Raw genomic sequence first — 22,371 nt, forward strand, 5'->3', positions numbered from 1 at the left:
AAACTCCCGAAAACACATGAAGTATGCCATTATGCGGCATCGCGCCGCAAGAAGACGTCTGGCAAGACCTTTGCTGTCATTCAAGTACGTTCGCAAGGACGACGCACAACCCTGTGAACGCGTGTGAGCACAACGGCTTCTATGGCTTCCCTCCCCGATGCATCCCATTCCGAGCGTCCGTCGCTCAGCGAGCGCGAGCGCAACATCCTGCGGCTCGTCGTGCAGCAGTTCATCGACACGGCCGGGCCGGTGGGATCGCGGTCGCTGGCCAAGCGGTACGACATTGGCCTGAGTGCCGCCTCGGTGCGCAACACCATGCGCGACCTGGAGGACATGGGCTACCTGGGCCATCCGTACACCTCCGCCGGCCGCGTGCCGACGGCCCTGGGCTATCGCACGTTCGTTGACGAGCTGATGGACACGCCCTCGCTTTCGGCTGCCGAGCGTGAGACCCTGAAAGCCGAGCTCGCGGCCCTCGTGCGCGACACCGATACGCTGCTGCGCGAAAGCTCGCGCCTGCTCAGCCGGCTCACCAACCTGCTGGGCCTCGCGGTCAGTCCCAACCTGTCGAGCGGCGTGCTGGAACGCCTCGACGCGGTGCCGCTCACCGGCCAGCGCCTCATGTTTGTGCTGAGCGTAGAGGGTGGCCTGGTGAAAACCATCGTCCTGGAGTTTGAGATGCAGGACGTGCGTCGCAGCGAACTCGACCGGATGCTTTCCATCTTGAACGAGCGCCTGGCCGGGCTCACGCTGCAGGAGATTCGCGACACGCACGCCGAGCGCGTGCAGGACATTGACGACGAAACCGGCATCATCCAGCTCATCCTGAACGAGTCCGCGCCGTTATTTAGCGAGCCGCGCGAGGGGCGCTTGCAACTGGGCGGCACGCAGAACATCTTGACGCAGCCCGAATTCCAGGAGCCGGATGACGTGCGCCACCTCATTGAAGTGATTGAGGACGAAGACCGCGTGGTTCAGTGGCTGGAAAATGTGCACGAGCAAGATCCGCAGGCAGTCGGCGAGGCGTTTATCCGCATCGGAAGCGAGACGACGCGCGAAGACATGGCGTCGTTTTCCATCGTGACCTCGCCGTACCGGCTGGGCAACACCATCGGCACGCTGGGGGTGATTGGGCCCACCCGCATGAACTACGGACGCGCCGTGGCCCTTGTGCGCACCCTGGCCGCCGAGTTGAACCGACCCGCCCCCGAATCCTCGCGGGCCGCGTAACATCGCCCCCCTCCGTCATTACCAACCCTACATTCCCCCGCATCGCGTGAGCACTCCCGACACGCCCTCCAACACCGAAACCACCGAAGCACAAGCCGCGGACGCTCAAGCGGCCGACGGACAAACCCCTGACGCTGAGACGACCGAGGCCCCTGAAACCGAAGAATCTTCGCCCGAGGCGCTGCGCGACCGCATCGAGGCGCTGGAAGAAGAGCTTGAAGCGCTCGAAGAAGAGCGCGACGCCATCAATAACAAGCTGCTACGCAAGGCGGCCGAGTTTGAAAACTACCGCCGGCGCACCGACCGCGAGCAGTCGCGGCAGTTTACCGCGGGTAAGGTGGACGCGGTGCGGGCCATGCTTGACGTGCTCGACGACCTGGAGCGCTCGCTGGACGCGGCCGATCAGCTCGAGTCGGCGGACGACCCCGCGGCGGCCTACGAGTCGCTGCGGGGCGGCGTGCAGATGGTCCACCAGAAGTTTTTGGACGAGCTGTCGGCGCTTGGCGTTGAGCGCATCGAAGCCGAAGGCGCTGCCTTCGACGAGTCGCTGCACGAGGCGCTCATGCAACAGCCCACCGACGACGCGGCCCCCGGCACGGTGCTCAGCGAGGCCCGCTCGGGCTATCGCCTCGGCGACCGCGTCATCCGTTACAGCCGCGTCATCGTCGCAACCGCCCCCGACGATGCCTCTGACGATGCGCCCGACGATACCTCTACCGACGCTTAACTCGTTGCAGCGTTGACGCTGCCTCTCGCCTACGCTCTGCCCCTAACCACACGCCCTTCATGCCGCAGGACTATTACGACACGCTGGGCCTCGATTCCAGCGCTTCTGACAAAGACATCAAGCGGGCCTATCGCAAGATGGCCATGGAATACCACCCGGACCGCAACCCCGACGATCCGGAGGCGGAGCAAAAGTTTAAGGCGGCGGCGGAGGCGTACGAGGTGCTCTCCGACCCCAAAAAGCGCCAGCGCTACGATCAGTATGGCCACGCGGGCCTCGGCGAAAGCGGCAACGGCGTCGGCTTTCAGGACATCAATGACATCTTCAGCGCCTTCAACGACATCTTTGGCGGCGCCGCTTCCGGCCGCTCGCGGCGCACCCGCGGGCGCCCCGGCAGCGATCTGCGCGTCACGTTGCCGCTTACCCTGGAGGAGATTGCGCAGGGCGTTGAGAAAAACATTAAGGTGCGTAAGTACACCGCCTGCGAGGTGTGCGACGGCACCGGGGCCGAAGGCGGCCTGGAGGGCGAAAACTACGTGATGTGCGACCAGTGCGACGGCACCGGCGAGATGCGACAGGTGTCGCAATCCGTGTTTGGGCAGTTTGTCAACGTGCAGGCGTGTCCGAAGTGCAACGGCGAGGGCCGCATCATCGAAAACAAGTGCCAAAATTGCGGCGGTCAGGGACGCTTAGAGGGCGAAGAAACCGTATCGGTAACGGTGCCCGCGGGCGTCATGGAGGGCAACTACCTCACGATCTCCGACGCGGGCAACGCGGGCTTGCGCGGCGGTCCGGCGGGTGACTTGCGCATCGAGATCAAGCAGAAAGACCACGCGGAATTTGTGCGCGACGGTCTCGACATTTACTACGACCTGCACCTGTCTTTCCCCGAAGCTACGCTGGGTACCGAGGTGGAAATTCCAACCCTGAAGGGCCGTGCGCGCTTGCAGGTGGATGCCGGCGTGCAGCCGGGGCGCATCCTGCGTATGAAGGGGCGCGGCCTGCCCGACCTCAACAGCAATCGCACGGGCGACCAGATGATTCGGGTGCACGTGTGGACGCCGCAGCAACTGGACGACGACGAGTTTGAGATCCTCGAAGAACTCTACGATCATCCAAACTTTCAACCCGACCCGGAACCGGGCACGCCGAAGAAGTCGTTCTTCAACCGCGTCCGTGACGTGTTTTCGTAAGGCGAGCGTTTCCACCACCTAGCGCTTCTGCTGCGCACGCGTCGGCTCATTCGGCGCGTGCGTTTTTGTTTTATTGACCGTTGCCAAGGTTCATTCCATGTCCGATCCCTCCACATCCGAACGTTTTCGCTCGGCGATGCGCCGCGTGCCCTCGCCCGTTGTTGTTGTTACGGCCGCCGGTCCGTCGGGCGGGCGCGGCATCACGATTGGGTCGTTTACGAGCGTTGCGCTTGAGCCGCCGCTGGTGAGCTTCAACGTGGCGCACGATGCCAGCATGCATGCGTTGCTGGAGCGGGCCGAGCGGTACGCGGTGCATGTGCTTACGGAGGAACAGGCGCACCTGGCGCAGCACTTTGCCCTGCCCGACCTATCGGCCGACGAGCTGTGGGCGCCCGTGGCGCATGAGCGCCGGGCCGACGGGCTGCCGGTGCTGGCCGATACGTCGGCTGTGCTCCTGTGCACGCCGCACGGGGCGCTTCCGGCAGGCGACCACACCCTCTTTGTGGGCCGCGTGATGGACGTGGTGCTGCCGCCCGATGCGGGCGCGGTGCTGTACTACAAGCGCGACTATCACGCCGTGGGCAGCACGCTGCGGTCGAAGCGGTTCTCGCCCGTAAACCGCGGATCGAGCGCGTCGTCGTGAGCGCCAATGCCAAAGAATGCAAAGTCGTAGCGCGCCGGGTCGTGCGGCGCCATGCGGCGGCAGATGTCGGTGAGGCGCTGCACCGCCTTCCAGTCGTTCGACTTTCGGTCGAGTAGCCCAAGCGCGCGGGCCTGCCGTCCGGCATGCACATCCACCGGTAGCAGCAGTTGGTCGGGGGTGATGCGCGTCCACAGCCCAAAATCGACGGGCCCGGGGCGCACCATCCACCGCAGGTACATGTTGATCCGCTTGCAGGCGCTCTTGGCCGCGGGCCGCGCCAGGTGCTTGCGCAGGCGCTGCGGCGTGCGCGGATCGGCGTTCAGGAGGGTGGTGCTAAACCCCTGAATGGCCGGCCCGACGTGCGGGGCGTCGGGGGATAGGTGATCGGCAAAGAGGGCTTCGATGCTTCCGTGGGTTCGGAGCGCGCGGTGCAGGTTGTGCGTGAACCAGAAGGCATCGGTTGGCTGAAAGGTGCGGTGCACGAAGCCGTCGAGGGCGGCCGCGTCGCGTTCCGCATCGAACGTCCACACAAACCGATGCGGCCGGTAGTCCATGCGCGCCGACAGCTCCTCCAGCTTGTTGATGACGGTGCTGCGCCGTCCCCACGCGAGCAGGGCCGCGTACAGCCCGATGACGGCCTGATCCTTTGGATCGTCGAAGCCGTGCGGGATGCCGATGGGGTCGTGGTCGATGAAGGCGGGCTGTTCGTAGCGCGCCACGAGGCCGTCGAGGTAACGCTTCAGGTCGCGGAGGGCGTCGGGCAGCGAAGGGGCAGGAGCAGGCATGCAGGGGGCGGAACGGAAAACAAAGGAGCAGAAGCAGCATCAGCGGTTGGACGCTAACGTGGGCCACGCGAGCGGCGTTTTGTAGCGCACGGATTCCAGCACGAGGCCATGGGCATCGGCCGCCGGACCCGCGGCGCGCCGGTCGCGCGTGGCCAGGATGTCGGGCAGGGCGTCGACCGGGCGGCGGTCGTGTCCAATGTCGAGCAAGGTGCCCACAAGGGCCCGCACCATACCATGCAAAAAGCGATTGCCGACCACCACGAAGCGCCACAGGCCCGGGCGCGGACCGGCACGCCACTTGGCCGTAAAAAGGGTGCACACGCGGTTTTCGGTGTCGGACTGCGTGCGGCAGAAGGCGCCAAAGTGGTGCGTGCCCAACAGGTCGCGGGCCGCGCGGTTCATGCGATCCATGGCGGGCACGGGGCGGATAAACGCGCGGCGGTGGCGGTCTAGCGCCAGCGGCTGCGTGCTGATGTAGTAGTGGTAGCGCCGCCGGCGGGCATCGTAGCGCGCGTGGAAGTCGGGCGCCGCTTCGGTGATCGCGCGCACCGCGCAGCCCGGGGGCGTGAGGCCATTGAGCGAGCGCCGCAGCCGAAACGGATCGACCGTCGCCGGCAGGTCGACGTGCGCCACCTGCCCGCGGGCGTGCACCCCCGCATCGGTGCGTCCCGAGCCGGTTATGCGCACCGCGTGGCCCATGGTGGCGAGGGCCTCCTCGAGCGCCCCCTGCACGGTGCGCACATCCGGCTGCACTTGCCAGCCGTGGAAGGCGGCGCCGTCGTATTCAATGAGCAGGCGGAGGCGGGGCACAGGCAGCGAAACGTGTACAAGCAAGAACCATCCAACAGAAGCCGAACGCCGCACGTTACGTTCCCGTTACCGGTGTGTCTATCTCCCCAGAACCGCTTCATGTGTGTTTTTCATGTGCGGAGGGCTTGCGCGTCCGGATAATCCGCGGGCGTCGTGCGTAAGCGTTTTGCTACATACAGCTTTGCGGTTCTCGCGTTTTCCGATACCACAACGACTTCAGACCTATGGCTCGCGGCGTAAACAAAGTAATCCTGATTGGCAACCTGGGGCAAGACCCCGACCTGCGTTACACCAACAGCGGCACCGCGGTGTGCAACCTGCGCATTGCGACCACGGAGAGCTACAAAGATAAGCATGGCGAGTGGCAAGATCGCACCGAGTGGCACACCGTGGTTACCTGGGGCCGCCTGGCCGAGACGTGCGGCGAGTACCTCAGCAAGGGGCGCCAAGTGTACGTAGAAGGCCAACTGCAAACCAACTCGTGGGAAGATCGAGACGGCGAGACGCAGTACCGCACCGAGGTGCGCGCCCGTGAGGTGCTGTTCTTGAGCGGCGAAGGCCGCAGCAACGGCCGCAGCGGCGGCCTGCCGGACCAGAGCCGCCCGGACAATTTCGACCAAACCCAAGAATCCCGGAAGCAGCAAGGGTCGAGTGGCGGCAGCGGTTCGCAGCAAGAAGACAGTTTTGAGCCGGACGACGATCTGCCGTTTTAGTCACCCACGGCTCCGCGGCGGCGCTTGTGTCGCCGTTTCATGAAGACAGGCATCAGGCAAAGGCGCTGCCACCCGGCAGGGCCTTTTGCTTTGCCCCCGAGGATTTCATCTGCGGAGATTGGCCCTCTAGGATGCACAATCGTGCCGTCAACGGTTCAGATGGTCTCTCACGGCTGACTACGTAGCTGCACGTGCAACGCACAAAAAACCAAAAACCATGCGTCATCGGGAGAAATGAATGCCCGCAGACGCCGGGTCGGTTTGGGGATGCGCGGCCCGCGTTGTATGTTGTACCCAACCGACGCCCTCCAACTCAACACCTGAATCTATGGTAACTGCCATTGTACTCCTGCACACCGAACGCGATGCCGTCAACGACGTAGCCGATGCCCTCGTTACGCTCAGCGGCGTCAGCGAGGTGCACTCGGTGGCCGGCCGCTACGACCTCGTGGCCATTCTGCGCGTGGAAAGCAACGACGCGCTGGCCGCGCTCGTCACCGAGCACATCCGCGGCATCGAAGGCATCACCGACTCCGAGACGCTCATCGGGTTTCGGGTCTACTCCTCGCACGACCTGGAGCGCCTCTTTTCCATCGGGATGGGCTAGCCCTTGGTCGCTATCCGCTCCGCGCTAGGGAAGCGGCTCCACCCGCACGCTATCCAGCGCAATGCGCGACACCAGCGTGAGGGCATCGCGGGCCATGCGCTCGGGGTAGCGCCCCAACTGATCGGCTGCGAGCGTCGTGTCGGTGTAGTTGCGAAAATCCGCAAAGCGCACGCCGCCCACGCGGCGCTCGTTATAGGCCACCCGAAAGCGCGTCCCGAACGACTCGCCAGGGCCCACGCCGTAGGCATAGGCCAGGTAGTTCATGGCAAAGGTCTCGGGATGAAACCAGTACACGAACACGTCCTCGTGGTCTTTGCCGCCGCCCTGTTTGCGGAAAGTGACCGGCACCTGATAGTAGGGCACGCCGCGGATGGTGTCGCGCGTCAGCGGGCCCAGCTGCACGGCGGGGTCGTTGAGCGGGCCGGGCAGCAGCGCAAAGTAACGCACGGAGTTCACCGCCGTGGCGATGGCGTCGCGCGCGCTGTCGGGCAAGGGGCGCACCGGCGTGCCGTCGATGGCGCGGTACACGCTGTCGTTGCTTAGCCCTTCCACCACCCGCCGTCCGAGCGTATCGGTGAACGTTTGCTCGTAACGGTAGCGCCCGTCGTTCTGCCGGAGGGTAAAGCGGGCGTCGCGGAAGGTGAAGCGGACGACGGCATCGTGCAAGCGCGCACTTCCATGCGCGGCCCGCGCGCTGTCTACCACGGCCGCCGCCGACAGCGGCGGCGAAGACGGTTCGCACCCGGCCCAAACGAGCAGCAGGCTTCCCACAAGAGCATAAACGACGCAGCGCATACGGCAGATGTCAGGTGCAAGGAAATCGGGCATGCGGCGGTTACGACTGCTTCCACGACTGCAGGTCGTTGCGCAGCCCTTCCACGCCGCGCGGCGGTTCGCTGGCCTGCTCGGCTTGCGTTAGGGCACGTTCAGCCGCGGCCACCGCGGCTTCGTAGCGCTCCAGCTGCGCCAACAGCCGGGCCTTCACCGCCAGGTTTTGGAAGTGCGGCGCGCGGGCAATGGACGCCTCGGCCCACTGCAGCGCCGTTTCGGGCATCAGATCGTTCGACAAGGCGTAGGCCGCGTACTGCAGCGGCACCTGCCAGTCCGTCGACTCGTCGATGGCCTGCGCCGCGCGCGCGGCCAACAGCGCAGGCGTATCAACGGAGAGGGGCACCGGCACACGGACGTCCGACCAGTGCAGCATCAAGGTGCCTTCCGTGCTCGACACGTCAGTAAACGTCACGGTAAACATCTCACGCGTGACGCCCGACTGCGGCGTCACATCCACGCGCAGGGCGTCCTCGGCCTTGTCATAGTTGTAGGCGCCCCACTGCTTCGCCTGACGGTTGAAGATGATCGTCCAGGTATTGGATCGCGGGATGGTAAACAGCGCATACGTACCGGCCGCAAGCGACTGTCCCTTAATCTGCACGGGCGTCGAAAAAGAGATGGTGGTGGCTTCGTTCGCCCCCGTACGCCACACCGCGCCGTAGGGCACAAGCTCCCCAAAGATGGTGCGCCCGCGCATGCTGGGGCGTCCGTAGGAGACCGCCACGTTGGTCAGTCCAATCGTTTGGGTGACCGAGGCGTTTGGGCTCACGCGGGGGAGCTGGTCGCCCCGTTCTTGGGCGTGCGCCGGGCGGCAGATCAGCAAGAGGCCAACGGATAGCAGCAAACAGCAGGTCGATCGGAGCATCGGATGCGAAGCAGTGGTGGGCAGGCATGGTTGCCTGAATGGTAAGAACGCGCCGGGGCGATCGCAATGCGAAGAGGCAACGATGCCGCGACGTGTGAGCCCACGGCGACCGGCCCACAAAAAACCGTAGAGACAAAAAAAGAGGCACTGGCCCGGGGGGGAGGGAGGAAGATGGCCAGCGCCTCGAGGGGATCGTACTGCAAGGCGTACTGCTACAATGTGTACCGCGTACGGGATTTGAACCCGTGTTACCGGCGTGAGAGGCCGGCGTCCTGGACCAGGCTAGACGAACGCGGCAGGTAACACACCATGTCCGACGTACGTCCCACCTTGGGGTTTCAGATTCATGCGATATCCAACAGGACACGTAGTATAGCGTTCCCAAATCAAAGATGCAAAGAAACATGTCTAATTGTCGGTGCGTGCGACCACCGACGCGCACACCATGCGCAGGATATGGCTTGGGATCTGCTTAAACGTCAGCGTGCGGACGAATCCGCGGAGGCGTTTAACAGCCCCCGGCCCGTTGCACACGGCAACGTGGCATGCGCATGGCGTTTTGGACGGGAGCGTGCAGCGAGCCGCAAACGAGAAGGGCCTGTACGTCTTTCCGCCGTACTATGCGCCGGTGTGCGCGACGATCATTCATCTTACGTCTGAAAGAAAAAACACCCTTATGAAGATTTCGCGCTTGTGGGCGATGCTGTTGGTGGTAAGCATTGGCCTGATTGGTGCCGGATGCGGACAAAGCGAAAGCTCGTCCTCCGACACATCATCGTCTGATGACCCCACCCCGTATGCTGTAGGCGATCCGCTTGCCGATTCGACATACGCGCTGGTTTTGTCGTCGCCCTATGGGACCGATACGCTAGAGGCGAGCAACTACCAGCAGCAGCTTAATTTCGTGATGCAGCGCATGCCACCAAACCAGCGGATGAGCCAGATGGACCGCATCCATCAGGCGGTGGTAAACCAGTTTGTGGCGCAGCACGTGATGCGGGGCGCTTCGGAGGAGCGCAACCTGCAGCCCGATTCGGCGCGCATCAGCCAGGCCATCCAGCAGCAGATCATGCGGATGGGGGGCGAGGAAGCCTTCGAGAAAGCCTTGCAGTCCAACAACCTCACCCGCGACTCGCTGCGCGGCATCATGGCCAACCAGATGCGCCAGCGGATGCTGCGCGACGAGCTGATGAAAACAGCCAGCGCTCCGACGCAAGAGGAAATCCAGCAATACAGCAAAGAAAACCGTCGCATTGGGGCGCAGCACATTCTCATCAAGGTAGGGGAGAATGCGCCGCAGACGAAAGTCGATTCGGCCCGTCAAGCCGCGATGGCCCTTCTCGATAGCCTGGAGGCCGGTGCGAGCTTTACCGGCTTGGCGCGGCGCCATAGCGAGGGGCCGTCGGCCACGCGCGGTGGCGACCTGGGCATGTTCTCGCGCGACCGGATGGTGGAGCCGTTCGCCGAGGCCGCCTTTGCACTGCAAGACTCCGGCGACGTGACGCAAGAGCCGGTGCGCACGCGCTTCGGGTTTCACCTGATTCGCCTCACCGACGCGGGCACCCCGATGGATACCACGCGGGCCCGTCAGGCGCTCGTGCAAGAGAAACGCCAAGAGGCGTTCCGCAGCGAGCTCGACGAGCTCATGCGGCAGGTAACCGTGCGCGCCAATCCGGAGATCGTACAAACCGATCTGTCGATTGATCAGCCGATGAAGGAGCAGCAAGGAAGCAGCTCGTAAGCCCCCGCAGCTTCGCGCCTGTATCGTTCATCGGAGCAACATCCGAAGCCCTCACCCAACCACGCGGTTGGGTGAGGGCTTTTTTTGTGGCGGGCGTGGGTCGCGTTTCCGTCAACATATTCACGAACCAGACGTAACGCGTTCCTTTTGTCAGTCGTAAGTCTGGATAGACAATCGCGTCTCTTTCTTCTTGTGCCAAACGCTCCCGTGTTCATGCGCCTGCGCTGGCTGCTTCTTGTTCTGTGGTTTGTCCCTCTCGCCCCCCCGGCCGCCGGGCAAACAGCGACGATTAGCGGGTACGTGCGCGATGCCGCCACCGGCGAAACGCTCCTTGGGGCCAACGTGGCGGTGCTGGGCACGAGCCGCGGCGCGGCCACCAACAGTTCGGGGTACTACATCATTCCCGATGTGCCGGCCGATACCCTCACCCTGGTCGCGTCGTACGTGGGCTACGAGCGGTTTGAAACGACCGTGGTGCTGCAGCCCGGCGAAACCCGGCGGCTCGACATTGCCCTACAGCCCACCGGCATTCGCGCCGAGGAGGTGGTGGTCACCGACGCGCGCGCGGAGGACGAGGCATCGCAGTCCATTGGCGTGACCTCCATCGACGCGGCGCTCGTCAAGCAACTGCCTACCGTGCTGCAGCCCGATCTCTTTCGCGCCCTGCAGCGGCTGCCGGGCATCAAGTCGGCCTCCGACTTTTCCAGCGGCCTTTACGTGCGCGGCGGCAGCCCCGACCAAACGCTCATCCTGCTCGATCGCACCACCGTCTACAACCCGACGCACTTCTTTGGCCTGTTCTCGGCGTTCAACCCGGATGCCATCAAGGATGTGACGCTGTACAAGGGCTCCTACCCGGCCACGTACGGGGGCCGCCTGGGCAGCGTGCTGGCGGTGTACAACAAGGAGGGCAACCGGCGCCAAACCGTAGGCGGGCTCAGCCTGGGCCTCCTCTCGGGCCGCGCCTACGTGGAGGGGCCGCTCGACGTGCGCGGCGACTCGACCGCCGAGGGCTCGTACATGGTAGCGGTGCGGCGCTCCACCCTAGAGCCCCTGCTGGCGGCGCTGCGCAGCGCTAACGTAGACGGCATCCCCGATAGCTTCTCCTTCTACGATGTCAACGCGAAAGCCACCTACCGCGTCGGTCCCAATGACACGGTGACCCTGGGCCTGTACGGCGGGCAGGATTTTCTGAACATCGAGTTTTTGGCCGATGGCCGGTTCGACATCCAGTACGGCAACCAAACCGTCAGCAGCACCTGGACGCACCTGTTCTCCAACACCGTCTTTGCCAACCTGACAGGCACCTTCTCGCGCTACCTGAGCACGCCGGTGGCTACCATTAATGGTACGCGGTTTACGCAGCGTAACGAGGTGATCGACGCCTCGCTGAAGGGCGATGTAGAGTGGACGCCGAGCCCGGTGCATACGGTAAAGGCGGGCTTTTGGACCGGCGCGCTGTCGTTTGGGCTGCGGAATACGTTTGACGGCAGCGAAACCTTTCAGCAGGACGTGGGCAGCGCGTACACGTCGGTGTACGTGCAAGATCGCTACCGGCCGGCGCCCGCGTGGGAAATCACGGCGGGGCTGCGCGGCAATTACTTTGCCAGCGGTCCGTTTTGGCGCGTGGCGCCCCGCCTGGCCGTCGACTACCAGCTGACGCCGCAGGTGCGCTTGCAGGCCGCTGGCGGGCGGTACTACCAGTTCATCACGCTGGAATCGAGCGAGCTGTTTACCGGATTTGACACGTGGCTGATTGCCGATGAAGGCGTGCCGCCGTCATGGGGCGACCAGCTGGCCCTGGGCGTTAAGGCGCAGCTGACGCCGTCATGGCGGCTCGATGTGGAGGCGTACGGCCGTACCATGAACGACCTGTTCGAGCTCAACCCGTTCCTGCCCGACCGCGCCGGGCTGCCCTATGCCGATGCCTTTCGCTTCGGCGAGGGCCGCGCCTATGGGCTCGAGGTGCTGCTGCGCAAGGGGCGCGGCCGCCTCACCGGGCTCCTGGGCTACACCCTCAGCCGCACCGAGCGCAAGTTTCCGTTTGTCAACGTCTCCGAGACGGACGGCCCGCAGTTCTACACGCCCAAGTTTGACCGCACCCACGACGTAACCCTGACGGCTACGTACGACCTGAGCCGTCACTGGACCCTCACCTCGGCCTTCAATTTTGCAACGGGACAGCCGTACACCGAACCCCAATTCCGCTACACGCTCAACGACCCATTTTCGCCCGAGGTGCAGCCGCGCGTGGTGCTCGTAAGTCCGTTCAACGCCGAGCGCCTGCCGCCGTATCATCGGCTGGACGTGGGCATTGAGCGCGCCGGCACGTGGTGGGGCAGCGTCGAATACACGGCGCAGTTGCAGGTCATCAACGCCTATGGGCGGCGCAACCCCTGGTTTTATCTGTTCGAGTTTGAAAACGACGGTACCGTCACGCGTACCGAGGTGCCGCAAATTCCGGTGCCGCTTCCCAATCTATCGCTTACCCTCACGTTTTAAAAACATCATGCGACGCTGCCTTCTGCTGCTCTTGCTGGTTGGAAGTTGGGTGGGATGCGATACCGCCTCAAACGATGTGCGCCCCGAGGCCGTGGTGCAGTCGTACCAGGTGGCGGGCGACTCGCTCGCGCCGGTGTGGCTGTCGCGCGCGGCGCCCGTCAACAGCACCGACCCGCTGCCGGGGCTTACCGGCGCCACGGTGGTGGTGGAGCGCCTGGGCGCCGATGGGCAAACCGTACAGGCCACGTATCCGTACGTAGCGGGCGACTCGGCCGGGGTGTACGTACCCGTTACGCCGGGCGTGCAGGTTGCGCCGCGGGCCACGTACCGGCTGCGCGCCACGCTGGCCAATGGCACGCGCCTGCAGGCCACCACCACCGTGCCCGACACCTTCAGCATCGTGCGCGCCACCAACCCCACGGTGCCGTTCCGAGGCGGCGCGCAGCCGTCCTTTCGGATCACGCGTAGCGACGTGGGCGCCCGCCCGCTCTCCGTTATCTTTTCGGTGACCTCGCAGCTCGACTTCACCCGGCCCGACTCGCAGCTCGTCAATCAACTCACCCCGTTCTACGCCGACTCGTACGACCCGGCAGAGCAGCCCATCGAGGAGCTGCGGCTCGTCACCTCGGGGCTGCTGAACGCCGCCAACTTTACCACCAACCCCGACGGTACCATTACGGTCGACCTGCCCTGGATTGGCGTGGCGTTTTACGGGCCAAACCGCGTTGCCATCAGCGTGCCGGACGACAACCTGTTCGATATGCTGCGCTCGCAAACGGCGCAGCAAGGCGCGCTTGCCCCCGGCGAAATTCCGAACATCATTGAGCACGTAGAGGGCGGCACCGGCGTGTTTGGCAGCTACGCCCGCGTGCAGCAGGCGGTGCGCATCACGCGGCCGGAGTAGCTACGCGGCGCGCTTTTCTTCCTCGGCCAAAAAGCGCTGGGCGATGGTGCGGGCCAGGTCGGGGGCGTTGCCCCAGGCGCGGTTGTTGGCCACCACGTTCAGCGTCACGTCGGCATCGAGCGCCTGATAGGCGAGGGCGACGGTGTCGAGCACCATGGCGTGGGCTTGCGGGGTCTCGGCAAGCGCCTCGGCGGGCGCGTCAAACGGATGGGCGGCAGCGTACGCGTCGGCGTATTTCATGTCGCGGGGGGTCAGCAGGCGGGCGACGGCCTCATCGGGGCCGCTCGTAAAGCGCCCGTCGCACAAGGACCACTGCTCGCGGATCATGGGCAGCCAGGTCCAATGGCTAAACACGAAGCCCAGCCCGCGCGTGGCCAGCCAATCGAAGTACACGTCGGTGAGCAGATGCTCGGAGCGCAGTTCAAGGTGCAGCGGCACATCGCCGGCCAGTGGCGCAAAAAACGCATCGAGCGTATCCACGTTCTGCTGGGGCGAGGGGCTGTCGGCGGTGCGCTGGTACTCTTGCTGAAAGATGATGCCGGCGAGGCGGTCGCCCAGGCACTCCTGCAGCGGCGCGTGGAAGCGGGTGCGGTAGGCGTCGAGGGCTAGGAACGTGTCGTTGGCCACGAAGTCGCCGCCGCGGCGCAGCGAGCGTGCAATATACTGCTGCGGCGCCTTCACCAAAAAGCGGGCGTCGGCGGGGGCATGCGCGGCATAGGTGCGCAGCGTGTGGAGCGTACGCGACGGGGCGTTATCGTCGGTAAGCAACGGCTGGTAGAACGTAAAGTCGATTTCCAGCACGTTGAAATGCTGGAAGTAATCCGCGACGGAGGCGACGGGCACCTTGCGTTCCTCAAAGCGACGGCCCGCGAGGGTGCGGCGGCGCGCGGTGGTGTCGTAGGCGCCCTCCGGGTAGATCTGGCCGATCCAGCCCGCGTACCGATCGCTGGCCGTGCCAAAGCGGAGGCGCGGATGCACCGAGCGAAAGTCGAAGCGTTCAACGGCGGCGGTGCGGTCGGACCGTGCAGGCAACGAAGTGCTCATGGGGCAGCAGAGGACGAAGAAGAAGCCGGTGAGGGGGCGGCCGTATCGGCCGATCCGTTGGTGTGCTCCTGGGCCATCGACGACATCTCGCGGGCCGCGAGCGGATGCCGCTGCACGTGCCGCGTAAAGATGTAGGCACCCACGGCAATGAACAGGTAGAAGCCCAGCAGGCGCCACGTGAGCAACGTAGGTACCATCAGGGTTGCGGGCATGAGCGGACCGATGAGCACGGCGTAGAGCCCTTCCAGCCCGCCCGCGCCGCCGGGCGTAATCATGATGAGGCCGCCCATGGAAAGCGTCGCAGAGCGAAGCATCAGCAAAAGGCCCTTCGCCGCCGGATACACGCTCCACACCACCGCCACAATGAGCGCGTAGCGCGAGAGGTTCATGCCGGCGGTGATGAGAAAGCCCTTTACGTAGAACCCCGCCGACTCGCTGCGCAGCCGACGCCCGCGGCGCGCAAACGTCTTCATCTCGCGCATCACGCGTTCACGGAAGCGCGACAGGTACGGCAGCCGAAAGAGGCGATCGGCGGCCCACTCCAGCAAGCTGGGGCGAAAGATGAGCGCGTACGCAAAAAACGACGCCCACGCGATAACAATCAGCAGGTAGCCGCCAAAGGCCCATTGCCCGATGGTGCCCACGCTGGGCGGAATGAGCGGTATCACGAACGACGAGGCCAGCAAGCACGCCACCGTCGCCGCAAACCAGAGCTGATCGAGCAGCATCGAGAACAGCATAAACGCCGACGAGTCGCCCATCGGGATGCGCCGCTCGCGGGCAATGAACACCATGGTGAGCGGCCCGCCGCCCACAGCCGAGGGCGTCACGTTGGAGAAAAACTCCCACGCAATTTGCGCCCGCGTGGCCATGCCCAGGCTCAGGCGGCCTTGCGACACGTGCTTGAGGCGCCAGCCGCCCAAGAACGCGCGCACAGCCACCAGCCCCAGCCCCGCCACGAGCCACCACGCATTCACGTGGCTCACAATCTTTTGAAAAGCCGACAGATCGAACGTGTAGTAGGCCAAGCCGGCCAGCACCAGCAGGCTCAGCAGCGCCGATCCAACGACGTTTCGTATGGAGACGGGCGACGAGGCGGGCATAAAACGGAACAGGTGGGGAGGGCAGCAGGCACAGGCACGTTACGAAGCAGTGGGCGACGAGGCTCCGTCGGACGTATCCTCAGCGTCGATAGCCGCTCGCAGCCGCTGATAGGTATCGCGGAGCGACTCGGGCAGCACCCGCGTCTCGCTGGTCGCCGTCATGAAGTTGGTATCGCCCGCCCAACGCGGCAGCACATGCCGGTGCAGGTGGTCCGGGATGCCCGCGCCCGCCGCGCGGCCCAGGTTCATGCCCACGTTAAAGCCATCGGGCTGAAGCGCCGTGCGCAGCCAGCGGATGCACCGATCGGTGGCCGCCGCAAGCGCCCGCTGCTCGGCCGTCGTCAGCGCATCGTACGCAGCCACTACCCGGTACGGCACGATGAGCAAGTGGCCGTTGTTGTACGGATAGCGGTTCATGACGACAAACACATGCTCGCCGCGCCACAGCACCAGGTTGTCCTCGTCGGCATCGTCGGCCGCGATGGCCGCAAACACCGATGGCGCCTCGGGGCGGTCGGTTGAGGTGTTCGCATCGGCCACGTAGGCGGCGCGCCACGGACTCCACAGTCGATTCATGAGCAGCACCAAATTACGGAAACGTATGCAGGCGTTCTATTGGCGCGCCCAGGATACGGTTCTTGTGGAAGCGGTTTGCGCAAGCGTTTTCCACATAAAACCGAAGGGCCGCCCCGGGAGGAGCCCGGTGGCACGATCAATTGGCGGGCCGCGACGTACGCCAAGCACGTGTTACGTTCATACAACGCGCGGTTTTATGTACGCCGATTTGCACCTGCACACCCACTGCTCCGACGGCCGCGACGCGCCCGGCGCGGTGGTTGCAGCGCTCGCCCGCACCGGACTCGCGGCGCTCGCCATCACCGACCACGACACCTTTGCGGGCGTCGAGGCTGCGCAACAAGCCGCCACGCAGGCCGGACTCAAGTTTTGCACCGGCGTAGAGCTCAGCGTTACGGTCGACGGCACCGGCGTGCACCTGCTCGCCTACGGATGTGCGCCGCAGCACCCCGCCATGCAGGCGCACCTCGACGCCTACCGCACAACACGCGAAACCCGGCTACACGCCATCCTGGAGCGCCTCAACGCCCACGACATTCCGCTGACCATGGACGACGTGCGAGCCGCGACCACGCCCGTGCCCGACGTATGGGGGCGGCCGCACGTGGCCCGCGCGCTGGTGGCCGGCGGCTGGGTGGCCACCGAAGACGACGCGTTTCGCGAGTGGCTGCGTGAGGGGCGGCCGGCCTACGTCGCCAACCCCGGCGTGCCGGCCGCCGGCGCCCTGGAGCGCGTGCACGCCGCCGGGGGCGTGGGCGTGTTGGCGCATCCGGGGCACTGGACCTCCACCGCCACCATCCAGGCCCTCATCGACGCCGGGCTCGACGGGCTGGAGGTGATGCATCCCTCGCACGAGCCGTACCTGGTGCGCTACTACCGCCAGCTGGCCGACCGCCACGGGCTGCTGCAGACCGGCGGTTCGGACGACCACGGGGAGCCCGCGCACGAAGCGCGCCGCGGGCGGTACGGGATTTCACGGCAGCACTGGGAACGACTGTGCGAAGCCATTGCGTAGGCGTAGCGCTCGTGTGTTGTCTTCCATTCCAAGCCGCCCCGCTCATGCCGCGTTTCATCGAAGGATCGCTCGTGGCTGGCGACGCCCGCTTTGCGATTGTCGTTAGCCGCTTCAACGAATTTATCACCGAGCAGCTGCTCGACGGCGCGTTGCAGGCGCTCAAGCGGCACGGCGCCGACACCGAGGAGACGCCCGTGGTGTGGTGCCCCGGCGCGCTCGAGCTGCCCGTGGCGGCGCGTCGCCTCGCGCAGAGCGGAGCGTACGACGCCATCATTGGGCTGGGGGCCGTCATCCGCGGGGCCACCACGCACTACGACTACGTGTGCTCCGGCGCGGCCAGCGGGTTGCAGCGGGCCGCCCTCGACACCGAGGTGCCCGTCATCTTTGGCGTGATCACCACCGAAACCATTGAGCAAGCCATCGAGCGGGCCGGCACCAAGGCCGGCAACAAAGGCGCCGACGCAGCCTGCGCGGCCATCGAGATGGCCCACGTGATGCGGCAGCTCCCCACGGCCTAACGCGGGCTGCGGTAGTAACGGCGAGCGCGTCCATCATCGTTCGGATGCGGAATGACGCATTCAGATCTTTTCCATCGGGCTTCGTACCGCGCGGCCGCCGCAGACCGGGAAACCGGACGACGCGCACAATCCAGCGGACGTACGGCGTCTCCGTGCGGCGGCTATATCGCAAGCAGCGACAGGTTGCACGAACGCGGTCGTGCCGTGTCGGTGGAGCGGCACCCATGGCAAGAAACGGAGAGGATGCAGGTTGGAGTTCGCTCAGGCCAATTGTACGTCTAGGACATGTTAGCCGCTTGCTCTTAACAGATGCACAGGCGTGTGTCAAGAGCGTTGACATAACTATAGGTTATGTGTCGCTGTACGCATCATCGAAGCATTCCGCCTGCTCGAAGGTTTGCCGATTTGGATTGTGCGTTCCCATATCGCAAAGCAGGATCATGAACTGGCAAGAACACATCGTCAGCACACCTGACGTACTGAAGGGAAAGCCACGCCTAAAAGGCACACGCCTTCCCGTGAGCCTCATTCTGGGCTACCTCGCCAACGGCACCACGACGGAAGACCTCCAGCGGGAGTCTCCCGATTTAGAACCGGAAGACGTAGCGGCATGCCTGAGCTATGCGCGGGATCTTTCAGAGTTTGAGGTGGCGGTGTAATGCGTTTCTTTGCCGACCAGAGAAGTGAGCAGGCGAAACCCACCCACTCGATAATCGACCTTCGAAACTAGAGAGCGTTAAACCGCGCGGTCGACGGGCATCTCGAAGGCACGGACGGGATGGTCGAGGTTATGGGTATCGTTATATTCCTTGATTGCGCCCATCAGGTCGTCCGCCTGGTCGTTCCCCAGGAAAGCCCACGTCAGCGTCGAGTAGGCTGGCGAGTTTGATCGCCCGAACCATCCGATTGCCGTTGCCGGCGAGGGTTGGCTGTGGTGGTAGCCTTCGATGTCAATCTCGCTGAACACCTGAATTTTGTGATTACGGTAGATGCGATGCAACTCATCGCGATACACGTCGAGGCTCATGATGGCAACAAGCTTCATAGCAACAGAGAATTAGAGAAGTAAGTAGCGGAAATACGGCGGTGTGCAATGCTGGAAAGGGACGTGCTCCAAGATTCTAATCCAGGATTGCTAGCGTACGATCTCAGATTCGTCAACACCCAGCACACAACCGCCCTTGGTGACTATTCATTCTTCGTCGTCCACACCTGGTGCGTCTTCCGATGGAGCGGCAGGGGCGTTGTCTCCATCGGACGATGGAGCCTCTGCCGACATGCCGTTCGTGGGCCCGCTGACAAGTGTAGTATCTGCCAGTTCCTTCCGTATCATGAAGTAAATGAGCGGTACAATAAGGAGCGTCAGCGCAGTAGAAGCGATAGAACCGCCCATCAGCGAGATTGCAAGGCCCTGGAAGACCGGATCAAAAAGGATGACCACAGCGCCGATGACCACAGTGCCAGCCGTCAGAAGGATGGGGCGCGTGCGTACAGCTCCAGCCTCCACCACCGCCTGTCGCAATGGCACGTCATCGGCCAGCCGCAGGTTGATGAAGTCGATGAGCAGGACGGAATTCCGTACCATGATGCCAGCTAGGGCAATAAAGCCAATCATAGACGTGGCCGTGAAAAAGGCCCCGAGTAGCCAATGCCCAAGCACAATACCGATAAGCGAAAGCGGGATGGCAACCATCATCACAAGCGGCACCATGAAATCTTGAAACCAACCAACTATCAAAATATAGATGATGAGCAACACGATAGCGAAGGCGATGCCGAGGTCGCGAAAGACCTTGTACGTAATACGCCACTCGCCATCCCATTTCAGTGCGTAGTCGTTGGAAGCAAAGGGCTGGTCAGTGTAGAGCTGGCTAAGCGAGTAGCCTTTCGGTGTCTCGATAGCATTCAGTCGCTCTTCCATATCGAGTATGGCATAGACGGGGCTCTCAATGGCGCCTGCCACGTTGCCCATCACATAAACGACACGCTGTTGGTTTTTTCGGTCGATGTGTTTGGCGCGCACCGTTTTGTCGATCGTGACAAGGTCAGCAAGAGCAAGCACAGCGTTGCCTCCTGCCCTCACGCGTAGATTCTTAAGATCAGCCAAGCTGGAGCGGTTTTCTTGGCTCAGTTGCATATGCACGCTAACCGGCTCACGCTCTTCGGGCAGGTGCATTGTGGTAACCTCTTGGCCCCCAAGGGCCAGCCGCATCGTCTGTGCTATGCGGGCAGCCGGGATGCCGGCGCGCATCGCCTTCTCCTTGTTTATCGTAAACGTGTACTTCGTTTGATCGGCTTCTACGCGCCAATCAACATCCACCACCCCCTTCGTGGCCTCAAACACTTGTTTGACGCTGTCGGCCAATGCAAGCTGCGTCTCGAAATTAGGCCCGTAAATCTCAGCGACAAGCGTTGCACGAACGGGCGGGCCGGGGGGCACCTCTGCCACCTTAATGTTAGCCTCGTAAGGGGCACCAATGTTTTGAAGCGGCCCGCGCATGCGCTTTGCAATGGCATGGCTTTGCTCCGCACGGCTGTGCGCAGGCACTAAGTTCACCTGAATATCCCCTTGGTGCGGTGCCGAGCGCATGTCGTAGTGCCGCACAAGACCGTTGAGGTTGACCGGCGCTGCATCGCCGGCATACGTCTGCACGTTGGTTACCTCAGGCTGGCTGGTTAGGTACGCAGCAAGCTCACGGAGCACAGCGTTGGTGCGCTCTAGCGTAGTGCCCTCGGGCATGTCCACAATAACCTGAAACTCGTTTTGGTCGTCATACGGCAGCATCTTGACCGTAACTGCACGGAAGTAGAAAAGCGATATGGAGCCAAGAAGCAACGCGGCCGTCACGCCAATAAACGTCCACCGCTTCCATGAGCTGTTGAGCAGCGGTTCGATGGTGGCTGCATAGGTGCGATAGATAGCGGTGTCCTCAAGGCTGTAGTCCGACGGTTCTCCCTCCTCTTCCGCACTATGGCTCGCGATGAGGCGATATGCGAGATATGGGGTGATAATTAGTGCCACGATCAGCGAGAACGTCATGGCCATGGATGCCCCAATGGGCATCGGGCTCATGTATGGTCCCATAAGGCCCGAGACGAAGGCCATGGGCAAAACGGCGGCAATCACAGTGAGCGTGGCTAAGATAGTCGGGTTGCCCACCTCATTGATTGCAACCAGCGCCGATTGGAACTTAGGCAACCGCTTCATCTGGAAGTGACGCTCCATGTTCTCCGCAACAATAATGGAGTCATCCACCACGATACCGGTCACGAAAATGAGCGCGAACAGCGTAATCCGGTTGAGCGTGTAGCCAAAAAAGTAGTACACGAACAGGGTGAGGGCGAAGCTGATAGGGACCGACAGGAACACAACGAGGCCGCCCCGCCAGCCCATCGCCAGCGCAACGATAAGCGTTACCGCTGCAATGGCCATGAGCAAGTGTAGCAACAGCTCGCTTACCTTATCGGAGGCAGACTCACCGTAGTTGCGCGTGGTCGTCACTGTTACTTCATCGGGCACAAGCGTCGATTGCATGACCGCCAGTTTGTCGAGTGCTTGCTCGGCAATGGTCATGGCATCCTGCCCGCTCCGTTTGGCAACGGCAATAGTGACCGCTGGCTGGAGTCCGCCATGCGTTGGGTTCGGCTGCGCCTGTGTAGCAGTAGGCGCTTCATGATCTGTTACATGCGTGGCGTGGCCTGCGCCATAGCCAAAAGCCACGTATTGGCTGGGTTCGCCGGGCCCGTCGCGTACAGTGGCTACCTGCTTCAAGTAAACGGGGCTCCCCTGGTGCATGCCTACTACAAGATTGCGGACTTCCTTAGCAGAGGAAAGAAATGCGCCCGTCTCTACAAGGAACGACGTGTCGCCATGCTCAAAAGTGCCTGCATCGGTCTGACGGTTAGCCGCTTGTATCTGCTGGGCGATGGATACCGGATCGAGGTGGTAGGCCGCGAGACGGTTTGGGTCGAGCGTAACGTTTAAGGCACGCTTATGGCCTCCGTGCACGTTCACGGCCGCTACGCCGTTGATTGTCTTTAGGTCTGTCGCCATCTCATGGGCGATGCGGCGCAGCTGGTAGCTGTGGTAGTTGGGATCATCACTGTGGAGCGTAAGCGTGAGCACCGGCACATCGTCCACCGCGCGCGACTGAATGAGCGGCATGCTGGCACCGGGCGGCATCTGGTCCATGTGCTTGAGCATCTCCTCATAGAGCTTCACCATGCTCTGCTCGGAAGGCGCGCCCACATAAAATCGCACAGACACGAGCGCCTGGCCGGGCATCGACGTTGCGTAGACATACTCGACCCCAGCGATGTTGGAAACCAGACGTTCAAGGGGGGCCGCTACGCGCCGCTGCACCTCCTGCGGGGTAGCCCCCGGGTAGCGCACTGCTATGTCCGCCATTGGAACCTCAATTTGCGGATCTTCCTCCTTTGGCGTAAGCCACGCGCTGTATAGACCGATCCCCAAGAAGGCGGCCATTAACAAAGGCGTTAGCTTAGAGTTGATGAAGCCGCGGGCAATCGTAGCAGCAAGACCGTTTGTTTGAGCCATAGCAAA

Annotated in this window: 21 protein-coding genes and 1 tRNA gene; 12 read left to right on the forward strand and 10 right to left on the reverse strand. The window is 63.4% G+C overall.

What is annotated here, in order from left to right; translation table 11 throughout:
* The first annotated feature begins 141 nt into the window (after positions 1-141).
* The 4 genes from hrcA to SALLO_RS16645 all read left to right on the forward strand — a co-directional run bounded on the left by hrcA (position 142) and on the right by SALLO_RS16645 (position 3,793).
* The gene (hrcA, locus tag SALLO_RS16635) at positions 142-1,230 is read left to right on the forward strand and encodes a heat-inducible transcriptional repressor HrcA (RefSeq protein ID WP_022836273.1); all 1,089 of its coding nucleotides are present in this window, start codon (positions 142-144) and stop codon (positions 1,228-1,230) included.
* A 46-nt stretch (positions 1,231-1,276) separates the two neighbouring features.
* The gene (locus tag SALLO_RS16640) at positions 1,277-1,957 is read left to right on the forward strand and encodes a nucleotide exchange factor GrpE (RefSeq protein WP_022836274.1); all 681 of its coding nucleotides are present in this window, start codon (positions 1,277-1,279) and stop codon (positions 1,955-1,957) included.
* A 59-nt stretch (positions 1,958-2,016) separates the two neighbouring features.
* Positions 2,017-3,150: a molecular chaperone DnaJ gene (dnaJ, locus tag SALLO_RS0110570; protein ID WP_022836275.1), complete on the forward strand. Its 1,134-nt coding sequence runs from the start codon at positions 2,017-2,019 to the stop codon at positions 3,148-3,150.
* Between the two features lie 97 nt (positions 3,151-3,247).
* Positions 3,248-3,793 (forward strand): flavin reductase family protein, encoded by a 546-nt coding sequence (locus tag SALLO_RS16645; RefSeq protein WP_022836276.1) that lies wholly within the window; start codon positions 3,248-3,250, stop codon positions 3,791-3,793.
* Here the strand turns inward: SALLO_RS16645 and SALLO_RS0110580 are convergent.
* Both SALLO_RS0110580 and truA read right to left on the reverse strand, forming a co-directional pair.
* Positions 3,721-4,578, reverse strand: coding sequence for a TIGR02757 family protein (locus tag SALLO_RS0110580; RefSeq protein WP_022836277.1), 858 nt, complete (start codon positions 4,576-4,578; stop codon positions 3,721-3,723). The genes SALLO_RS16645 and SALLO_RS0110580 overlap by 73 nt on opposite strands.
* Positions 4,579-4,617: 39 nt before the next feature.
* The gene (truA, locus tag SALLO_RS0110585) at positions 4,618-5,388 is read right to left on the reverse strand and encodes a tRNA pseudouridine(38-40) synthase TruA (RefSeq protein ID WP_028567148.1); all 771 of its coding nucleotides are present in this window, start codon (positions 5,386-5,388) and stop codon (positions 4,618-4,620) included.
* Between the two features lie 224 nt (positions 5,389-5,612).
* On the opposite strand from truA, the gene SALLO_RS0110590 reads away from it, so the two are divergent.
* Together SALLO_RS0110590 and SALLO_RS0110595 are read left to right on the forward strand one after the other, a co-directional pair.
* Positions 5,613-6,101: a single-stranded DNA-binding protein gene (locus SALLO_RS0110590; protein ID WP_028567149.1), complete on the forward strand. Its 489-nt coding sequence runs from the start codon at positions 5,613-5,615 to the stop codon at positions 6,099-6,101.
* 328 nt (positions 6,102-6,429) lie between these two features.
* Positions 6,430-6,708: an Lrp/AsnC family transcriptional regulator gene (locus SALLO_RS0110595; protein ID WP_022836279.1), complete on the forward strand. Its 279-nt coding sequence runs from the start codon at positions 6,430-6,432 to the stop codon at positions 6,706-6,708.
* Positions 6,709-6,732: 24 nt separating this feature from the next.
* Here the strand turns inward: SALLO_RS0110595 and SALLO_RS0110600 are convergent, their stop codons facing one another.
* The 3 genes from SALLO_RS0110600 to SALLO_RS0110610 all read right to left on the reverse strand — a co-directional run bounded on the left by SALLO_RS0110600 (position 6,733) and on the right by SALLO_RS0110610 (position 8,701).
* Entirely contained in the window at positions 6,733-7,503 is a 771-nt protein-coding gene (locus SALLO_RS0110600; protein WP_028567150.1) for a DUF6503 family protein, read from the reverse strand.
* 40 nt (positions 7,504-7,543) lie between these two features.
* Positions 7,544-8,383 (reverse strand): DUF2911 domain-containing protein, encoded by an 840-nt coding sequence (locus SALLO_RS18250; protein WP_022836281.1) that lies wholly within the window; start codon positions 8,381-8,383, stop codon positions 7,544-7,546.
* 243 nt (positions 8,384-8,626) lie between these two features.
* A tRNA-Glu gene (locus SALLO_RS0110610) sits at positions 8,627-8,701 on the reverse strand.
* 379 nt (positions 8,702-9,080) lie between these two features.
* Here SALLO_RS0110610 and SALLO_RS16655 point away from each other — a divergent pair.
* The 3 genes from SALLO_RS16655 to SALLO_RS16660 all read left to right on the forward strand — a co-directional run bounded on the left by SALLO_RS16655 (position 9,081) and on the right by SALLO_RS16660 (position 13,551).
* A complete protein-coding gene (locus tag SALLO_RS16655) occupies positions 9,081-10,145 on the forward strand; it encodes a peptidylprolyl isomerase (RefSeq protein ID WP_084696331.1) in 1,065 nt (354 codons plus the stop codon).
* A 192-nt stretch (positions 10,146-10,337) separates the two neighbouring features.
* On the forward strand, positions 10,338-12,647 hold the full coding sequence (locus SALLO_RS0110620; RefSeq protein WP_228702803.1) for a TonB-dependent receptor: 2,310 nt from the start codon (positions 10,338-10,340) through the stop codon (positions 12,645-12,647).
* Between the two features lie 7 nt (positions 12,648-12,654).
* On the forward strand, positions 12,655-13,551 hold the full coding sequence (locus SALLO_RS16660; RefSeq protein ID WP_022836284.1) for a DUF4249 family protein: 897 nt from the start codon (positions 12,655-12,657) through the stop codon (positions 13,549-13,551).
* Here the strand turns inward: SALLO_RS16660 and SALLO_RS0110630 are convergent, their stop codons facing one another.
* From SALLO_RS0110630 to SALLO_RS0110640, 3 genes are read right to left on the reverse strand one after another with little or no spacing between them, the layout of a single operon-like run.
* Complete coding sequence (locus SALLO_RS0110630) at positions 13,552-14,595, reverse strand: DUF72 domain-containing protein (RefSeq protein WP_022836285.1); 1,044 nt, start codon at positions 14,593-14,595, stop codon at positions 13,552-13,554. It lies immediately after the preceding gene.
* Complete coding sequence (locus SALLO_RS16665) at positions 14,592-15,698, reverse strand: lysylphosphatidylglycerol synthase transmembrane domain-containing protein (protein WP_022836286.1); 1,107 nt, start codon at positions 15,696-15,698, stop codon at positions 14,592-14,594. Before SALLO_RS16665 ends, SALLO_RS0110630 begins: the two co-directional genes overlap by 4 nt.
* A gap of 39 nt (positions 15,699-15,737) precedes the next feature.
* Positions 15,738-16,274 carry an HIT family protein gene (locus SALLO_RS0110640; RefSeq protein WP_028567152.1) on the reverse strand — a complete coding sequence of 179 codons (537 nt, stop codon included), beginning with the start codon at positions 16,272-16,274 and terminating at the stop codon, positions 15,738-15,740.
* A 196-nt stretch (positions 16,275-16,470) separates the two neighbouring features.
* Between SALLO_RS0110640 and SALLO_RS16670 the strand changes: the two genes are divergently transcribed.
* The 3 genes from SALLO_RS16670 to SALLO_RS0110660 all read left to right on the forward strand — a co-directional run bounded on the left by SALLO_RS16670 (position 16,471) and on the right by SALLO_RS0110660 (position 18,466).
* On the forward strand, positions 16,471-17,289 hold the full coding sequence (locus SALLO_RS16670; protein ID WP_022836288.1) for a PHP domain-containing protein: 819 nt from the start codon (positions 16,471-16,473) through the stop codon (positions 17,287-17,289).
* Positions 17,290-17,333: 44 nt separating this feature from the next.
* A complete protein-coding gene (gene ribH, locus SALLO_RS0110650; protein WP_022836289.1) occupies positions 17,334-17,807 on the forward strand; it encodes a 6,7-dimethyl-8-ribityllumazine synthase in 474 nt (157 codons plus the stop codon).
* 440 nt (positions 17,808-18,247) lie between these two features.
* Positions 18,248-18,466 carry a DUF433 domain-containing protein gene (locus SALLO_RS0110660; RefSeq protein ID WP_022836291.1) on the forward strand — a complete coding sequence of 73 codons (219 nt, stop codon included), beginning with the start codon at positions 18,248-18,250 and terminating at the stop codon, positions 18,464-18,466.
* Between the two features lie 77 nt (positions 18,467-18,543).
* Here SALLO_RS0110660 and SALLO_RS0110665 read toward each other — a convergent pair whose 3' ends face one another.
* Both SALLO_RS0110665 and SALLO_RS16675 read right to left on the reverse strand, forming a co-directional pair.
* Positions 18,544-18,852 carry a hypothetical protein gene (locus tag SALLO_RS0110665; RefSeq protein WP_022836292.1) on the reverse strand — a complete coding sequence of 103 codons (309 nt, stop codon included), beginning with the start codon at positions 18,850-18,852 and terminating at the stop codon, positions 18,544-18,546.
* A 147-nt stretch (positions 18,853-18,999) separates the two neighbouring features.
* On the reverse strand, positions 19,000-22,365 hold the full coding sequence (locus tag SALLO_RS16675; protein ID WP_022836293.1) for an efflux RND transporter permease subunit: 3,366 nt from the start codon (positions 22,363-22,365) through the stop codon (positions 19,000-19,002).
* Positions 22,366-22,371 lie beyond the last annotated feature (6 nt).

This window comes from Salisaeta longa DSM 21114, from assembly GCF_000419585.1.
GTDB classification, from domain to species: domain Bacteria; phylum Bacteroidota; class Rhodothermia; order Rhodothermales; family Salinibacteraceae; genus Salisaeta; species Salisaeta longa.

What these genes read in the sequence shown, in the direction of transcription:
- SALLO_RS0110580 (WP_022836277.1), bottom strand. Translation starts at nt 4,578, where the DNA reads ATGCCTGCTCCTGCCCCTTCGCTGCCCGACGCCCTCCGCGACCTGAAG.
- SALLO_RS16660 (WP_022836284.1), top strand. Translation starts at nt 12,655, where the DNA reads ATGCGACGCTGCCTTCTGCTGCTCTTGCTGGTTGGAAGTTGGGTGGGA.
- dnaJ (WP_022836275.1), top strand. Translation starts at nt 2,017, where the DNA reads ATGCCGCAGGACTATTACGACACGCTGGGCCTCGATTCCAGCGCTTCT.
- SALLO_RS0110595 (WP_022836279.1), top strand. Translation starts at nt 6,430, where the DNA reads ATGGTAACTGCCATTGTACTCCTGCACACCGAACGCGATGCCGTCAAC.
- SALLO_RS0110600 (WP_028567150.1), bottom strand. Translation starts at nt 7,503, where the DNA reads ATGCGCTGCGTCGTTTATGCTCTTGTGGGAAGCCTGCTGCTCGTTTGG.
- SALLO_RS16645 (WP_022836276.1), top strand. Translation starts at nt 3,248, where the DNA reads ATGTCCGATCCCTCCACATCCGAACGTTTTCGCTCGGCGATGCGCCGC.
- SALLO_RS16670 (WP_022836288.1), top strand. Translation starts at nt 16,471, where the DNA reads ATGTACGCCGATTTGCACCTGCACACCCACTGCTCCGACGGCCGCGAC.
- SALLO_RS0110640 (WP_028567152.1), bottom strand. Translation starts at nt 16,274, where the DNA reads ATGAATCGACTGTGGAGTCCGTGGCGCGCCGCCTACGTGGCCGATGCG.
- ribH (WP_022836289.1), top strand. Translation starts at nt 17,334, where the DNA reads ATGCCGCGTTTCATCGAAGGATCGCTCGTGGCTGGCGACGCCCGCTTT.
- SALLO_RS16665 (WP_022836286.1), bottom strand. Translation starts at nt 15,698, where the DNA reads ATGCCCGCCTCGTCGCCCGTCTCCATACGAAACGTCGTTGGATCGGCG.
- SALLO_RS0110590 (WP_028567149.1), top strand. Translation starts at nt 5,613, where the DNA reads ATGGCTCGCGGCGTAAACAAAGTAATCCTGATTGGCAACCTGGGGCAA.
- SALLO_RS16655 (WP_084696331.1), top strand. Translation starts at nt 9,081, where the DNA reads ATGAAGATTTCGCGCTTGTGGGCGATGCTGTTGGTGGTAAGCATTGGC.
- SALLO_RS0110660 (WP_022836291.1), top strand. Translation starts at nt 18,248, where the DNA reads ATGAACTGGCAAGAACACATCGTCAGCACACCTGACGTACTGAAGGGA.
- SALLO_RS0110665 (WP_022836292.1), bottom strand. Translation starts at nt 18,852, where the DNA reads ATGAAGCTTGTTGCCATCATGAGCCTCGACGTGTATCGCGATGAGTTG.
- hrcA (WP_022836273.1), top strand. Translation starts at nt 142, where the DNA reads ATGGCTTCCCTCCCCGATGCATCCCATTCCGAGCGTCCGTCGCTCAGC.
- SALLO_RS0110630 (WP_022836285.1), bottom strand. Translation starts at nt 14,595, where the DNA reads ATGAGCACTTCGTTGCCTGCACGGTCCGACCGCACCGCCGCCGTTGAA.
- SALLO_RS16675 (WP_022836293.1), bottom strand. Translation starts at nt 22,365, where the DNA reads ATGGCTCAAACAAACGGTCTTGCTGCTACGATTGCCCGCGGCTTCATC.